The organism is Desulfuromonadales bacterium (assembly GCA_035620395.1).
In the GTDB taxonomy this organism is placed as follows: domain Bacteria; phylum Desulfobacterota; class Desulfuromonadia; order Desulfuromonadales; family DASPGW01; genus DASPGW01.
Window position 1 is genome coordinate 1 of the sequence record DASPGW010000061.1, and the last position, 5,297, is coordinate 5,297.

Genomic DNA, 5,297 nt, shown 5'->3' on the forward strand with positions numbered 1-5,297 from the left:
GAGAGTCCCTTCTTCATCAGCGCCCCTTTGGCCTTCTCGACCATCTTGCGCGATTCCAGGGTTTCCTTGAGACTGGCCACCTCGTCGCGCAGGGTGGAGACTTCGACGAACTGATGGATGGCCAGATCGACGGCGGCATAGACCTGTTCGCTGCGGAACGGCTTGACCACGTAGCTCATCACCCCGGCGAGACGGGCCTGCTCGACCGTCGCCGGATCGGCGGTGCCGGTCAGCAGAACGATCGGGGTGGAAAGTTTTTTGCCTATTTTTTCGGCAGCGCTGATGCCGTCCAGGACGGGCATGGAAACGTCCATGACGATCAGCAGGGGCTTGCGGAGCAGCGCCAGATCGACCGCCTGGCGACCGTTTTCCGCCTCGAGGATCTCCTCGAAGCCGTAGAACGCGAGGGTTTCCGCCACCTGACGGCGGATCAAGGGTTCGTCATCAACAACCAGGGCTGTTTTCATCGGGCATCCTCCGGGAAAAAATCCGTTTCCACTTGCGTAATTACCGAGACGGGGTATTGCATAAGAGATGCCGTCAACTTTCAAGTCGGTGCTTGTCACCGGCGGATTTATATGTTTCTTATTGATGATAACCCGATTCCTCCAGCCCTGCTGCAAAACGCCGAAGGAGAAGCCGATGCCCGAAAAGACCTTCACCGCCATGCTTGTCGAAGAGACGGAGCCGAAAAAATTCACCCGCCGCATCGTCACCCGGTCGGTGGACGAGCTGCCGGCAGGAGAGCTGCTGCTCCGGGTGCATTACTCCTCCCTCAACTACAAGGATGCCCTCTCCGCGACCGGCCAGCCGGGCGTGACCAAAAAGTATCCCCACACCCCGGGTATCGACGCCGCCGGCGAGGTGGTCGCATGCACCGACGGCAGTTTTCAGCCGGGCGAAAAAGTCATCGTTACGGGGTTTGACCTCGGCATGAACACTGCCGGCGGTTTCGGCCAGTACGTCCGCGTCCCTGCGGCCTGGGCGGTGCGGCTGCCGGCGGGACTCTCGCTCAAGGAGAGCATGGAGGTGGGGACCGCCGGTTTCACCGCCGGCCTGTCGGTCTGGAAGCTGGTGCAGGCGGGAGTCGCGCCGGCTGCCGGCGATATCCTGGTCACCGGCGCCACCGGTGGCGTCGGCAGCATCGCCGTGGCCGTCCTGGCCAGGGCCGGTTACCGGGTGGTCGCCGCGACGGGGAAGCCGACGGAATCGGAGTACCTGCGGCGGCTCGGTGCCGCCGAAGTCATCGGCCGGCAGCAGGCACTGGAAGGGAGTGAGCGGCCACTGGGCAGGGAGCGCTGGGCCGGGGTGGTCGACTGCGTCGGCGGCGAGATGCTGGCAACGGCAATCAAGTCCACCCGTTACGGCGGCGCCGTCACCTGCTGCGGCCTGGTCGCTTCGCCGGAGCTCCCGCTCAACGTCTTCCCCTTCATCCTGCGGGGGGTCAGCCTGCTCGGAGTGGACTCCGCCCAGTGCCCGATGGCGCCGCGGCAGCAGGTCTGGCAGAAGCTCGCCGGCGACTGGAAGCCGCAGGAACTGGCGGCCGCCGCCAGCGAATGCACCCTGCAGGAGCTGGAGCCGAAAATCCACGCCATCCTCGAAGGGAAGCTGCGCGGGCGGACGGTGGTCAATCTGCTGAAGAGCTGAAGAAGCATTCTCATCGTCCCATGCGTCATATGTGTCGTATGATTTCGGTTGTTTAAATCAAATTTTTCAAGAGGCCCCCCATGAACTTCATCAACCTGCTGGTCGAAATCCAAGACCGCATCGCCACCGTCACCATCAACCGTCCCAAGGTCCTCAACGCCCTGAACGAGGCGACTCTGAAGGAATTGGACCAGGCCTTCGCTTCCTTCGAAACCGATCCGGAGGTCAAGGACGTCATCCTCACCGGCGCCGGGGAGAAGGCTTTCGTCGCCGGCGGCGACATCGCCGTCATGCAGCCGCTCGGCGCGGTGGCCGCCCGCGATTTCGCCCGGATGGCCCAAAAGATCCTCGGCCGCATCGAGAACTGTCCCAAGCCGGTGATCGCCGCCATCAACGGCTACGCCCTCGGTGGCGGCTGCGAGCTGGCCATGGCCTGTGACCTGCGGATTGCCGCCGAATCGGCCCGTCTCGGCCAGCCGGAGATCAACCTCGGCATCATCCCCGGCTGGGCCGGCACCCAACGTCTGCCGCGCCTCGTCGGCAAGGGCCGGGCCAAGGAACTCCTCTTCACCGGGGAGATGCTCGACGCCCGCGAGGCCTGGCGCATCGGCCTGGTCAACCGGGTGGTTCCGGCGGTGGAACTGATGAGCGTTGTGCGCGAACTGGCCGGGAAGATCGCCGGCAAGGGGCAGGTCGCCCTGAGCCTGGCCAAGGAGGCGGTCGACCGCGGCCTGGAAATGGACCTGGAGCGCGCCAACGCCTGCGAAGCCGATCTCTTCGGTCTCTGCTTTGCCACCGAGGACCAGAAGGAGGGGATGCTGGCTTTTCTGGAGAAGCGGGCGGCGGTCTTTCGTGACCGGTGATTTAGCAGATTACCGAGGCAGTCCGGATTGGGCCGCCCCGGAGAAGATGCAGGCAGGCGCTTTTTGCAAGGGGAGGAGATGATGATGGAGCGAAAAAGATCCAAAAATCCTGTGACCCGGGCCTCGCTGTTTGTGCTGTTCTGGGTTTTCTGGATCATGTTCATGTTTTTTGATGTCGACGACGAAAATTCCGGAACAAATTATGAATTTTTCATATCCATCGGTTTTGCTCTGGGCCTGGTCTCCCTGGCCATATCAATTTTTTCTTCTATTAAATTTCCGGAATTTGCTACAGCAATTTTGTCGGCAGGGTTTGCTGTCTATTTGCTCATCGGAGCAATTTTCCACTTTCTTATCAAAAAGAAATTCGGGTCCTTGTACCATCGATCCTGATTCAGTCCGTGTCGTGCAGCCGGAGAGAGAGGGCCAGATATTTCCTGCCCTCTGTCGATAGCGCTCCAGGTAAAGCCCGGCGGCCTCTTGCGGCTCGGCAAAGCCGACAGCTCTGGCATAGGCGAAAACGAAGCCGCGCAGGTAGACCGGGGCGGGGAGCAGGTCGAATTTCTCCTGCTCGATCTGGTCGAGCCGCATCGGGCTGATCTTCGTCCGGTCGGCCACACCGTGCAGGGACGGCCCCGGATTGTCGGTTGCCAGCTCTACCCCCTTTCATTTGGCCGCACAATAAGTTTTCGTTTGGCCGATTCCGGATTATGTCGAAACCTTTGCACAGCAACCGCCTGAGCCGGCTGATCAAGACCCCCAAGCTGCATCCAGGCGATACGGGACTTGCCTGCGCCCTGCTGGGTGTGGATGCTGCGGCGCTGGAATCCGATCGCCAGTTGCTGGGGCAGATGGCGGAGACTTTTGTCTTTCAGGAACTGCGCCGCCGTGCGAGTTGGCATGAGGAGCCTGTCACCTTCCATCATTTCCGTGACAAGGATGGAGTGGAAGTCGATATTGTCCTGGAAGGTGGCGGGCAACGCGTTGCGGGAGTCGAGGTCAAGGCGTTGGCAACGGTCACTGCCGCTGATTTCCGCGGGTTGCGCAAGCTCAAGGAAGCGGTCGGAGAGCGGTTTGCAACGGGGGTGGTGCTTTACGATGGCGAAGCGACAGTCTCGTTTGGCGGTGGATTGTTCGCCGCTCCGATTCGAAGCCTCTGGTCGATGTCGTGAGATTCCATGGTGAAGCGGGTTCCGGCGGTCTCGGCAATCAGGAATTGTAGCCCGGTAGGACGATCGGAAAATCCACCCTTATGTTCCACGAGATTGATCCGCTACAACATTTTGGAATGTTTTGACCCGTGGTGGATCGTTAAGGAATTGCCTCCGGCAAGAGAGGTCTGTGTTCGCTTGACGGGAAAGCTGACAGTGATAGTAGAAAATAGAGAGGGGGGCAAAGGTCAAATAGCCAAGGAGAGGGATGATGACCGATCCTGTCTGCGGTATGGACATAGCGCCGGAGAAGGCGGCTGGAACGCGGCAACACAGAGGCCAGATGTACTATTTCTGCTCCGCCAAGTGCGAGGAGCGGTTCGCTGCCGAACCTGAGCGTTGGCTGAACCCAGCCGAGCGCGGCGCGACGGATACGGAAGCCGGCGAAAAGGCTGCGACCTACACCTGCCCCATGCATCCCGAAGTCGTTCAGCAAGGTCCCGGTGCCTGCCCTGTCTGCGGCATGGCCCTTGAGCCTCTGATGCCGACCGCCGAAGAGGAGGAGAGCGAAGAGTACCTGGATATGCGCCGCCGCTTCCTCTACAGCCTCATACTCACCGTTCCCGTTTTCATTATCGCCATGGGCCACATGATTCCGGCCTTTGGGCATATCATCCCCACCCGAACCGCCAACTGGATTCAGTTCATCCTCGCCACACCCATCGTGTTATGGGGCGGGTGGGTATTCTTCGTTCGCGGCTGGCAGTCCCTGGTCAGCCGCAATCTCAACATGTTCACCCTCATTGCCCTCGGAACCGGCGTCGCCTGGGTCTACAGCGTCGTTGCGGTGTTTGCTCCTGGGGTATTCCCACCCTCCTTCCGGGATGCCTCCGGCGAGGTTGCCGTTTACTTCGAGGCGGCGGCCGTCATCGTTGCCTTGGTCCTCCTGGGTCAGGTCCTGGAACTGAGAGCCCGCAGCCGAACCGGTGCGGCCATCCGCGCCCTGCTGGGGCTGGCCCCCAAAACCGCCCGACGTCTGCGGGACGACGGTACGGAAGAGGATGTCCCCCTGGAAGAAGTTCGAAAGGGGGACTTGTTGCGCATCCGCCCGGGAGAAAAGGTCCCGGTGGACGGAACCGTTGATGAGGGGAGCAGCTCCGTGGACGAGTCGATGATCACCGGCGAGCCGATCCCGGTGGAGAAGAAATCCGGTGATCGGCTGATCGGCGCCACCGTCAACGGCAACGGCTCCCTGGTGATGCGGGCCGAACGGGTGGGGGCCGAGACTGTGCTTGCCCAGATCGTGCAGATGGTGGCGGCCGCCCAGCGCAGCAGGGCGCCGATCCAGAAACTGGCCGACCGGGTCGCCGCCTGGTTCGTGCCGATCGTTGTGGCCATCGCAGCCCTGTCTTTTATCGTCTGGGGAATCTGGGGACCCGAGCCCCGCATGGCCTATGCCATCGTCAATGCGGTGGCGGTCCTGATCATTGCCTGTCCCTGTGCCCTGGGCCTGGCGACACCGATGTCGATCATGGTGGCCACCGGCCGTGGCGCCCAGATGGGGGTGCTGTTCAAGAATGCCGAAGCGATCGAGGTGCTGCGCCAGGTCGATACGCTGGTGGTGGATAAGACCGGC

At 61.6% G+C, this 5,297-nt stretch carries 6 protein-coding genes; 5 read left to right on the plus strand and 1 reads right to left on the minus strand.

Translation table 11 applies throughout. The features are described 5' to 3' along the window. A partial coding sequence (locus VD811_03805) for a response regulator (protein ID HXV20102.1) occupies positions 1 to 467 on the minus strand: 467 nt, incomplete at its 3' end. Between the two features lie 175 nt (positions 468 to 642). On the opposite strand from VD811_03805, the gene VD811_03810 reads away from it, so the two are divergent. The 5 genes from VD811_03810 to VD811_03830 all read left to right on the plus strand — a co-directional run. Beyond that, complete coding sequence (locus VD811_03810) at positions 643 to 1,647, plus strand: YhdH/YhfP family quinone oxidoreductase (protein HXV20103.1); 1,005 nt, start codon at positions 643 to 645, stop codon at positions 1,645 to 1,647. Between the two features lie 80 nt (positions 1,648 to 1,727). Continuing rightward, positions 1,728 to 2,510, plus strand: coding sequence for an enoyl-CoA hydratase-related protein (locus VD811_03815; GenBank protein HXV20104.1), 783 nt, complete (start codon positions 1,728 to 1,730; stop codon positions 2,508 to 2,510). Between the two features lie 27 nt (positions 2,511 to 2,537). Continuing rightward, positions 2,538 to 2,903, plus strand: coding sequence for a hypothetical protein (locus tag VD811_03820; GenBank protein ID HXV20105.1), 366 nt, complete (start codon positions 2,538 to 2,540; stop codon positions 2,901 to 2,903). A gap of 317 nt (positions 2,904 to 3,220) precedes the next feature. Then, entirely contained in the window at positions 3,221 to 3,682 is a 462-nt protein-coding gene (locus VD811_03825; protein ID HXV20106.1) for a DUF4143 domain-containing protein, read from the plus strand. A gap of 250 nt (positions 3,683 to 3,932) precedes the next feature. After that, the coding region (locus VD811_03830; GenBank protein HXV20107.1) for an HAD-IC family P-type ATPase at positions 3,933 to 5,297 on the plus strand (1,365 nt) is incomplete at its 3' end.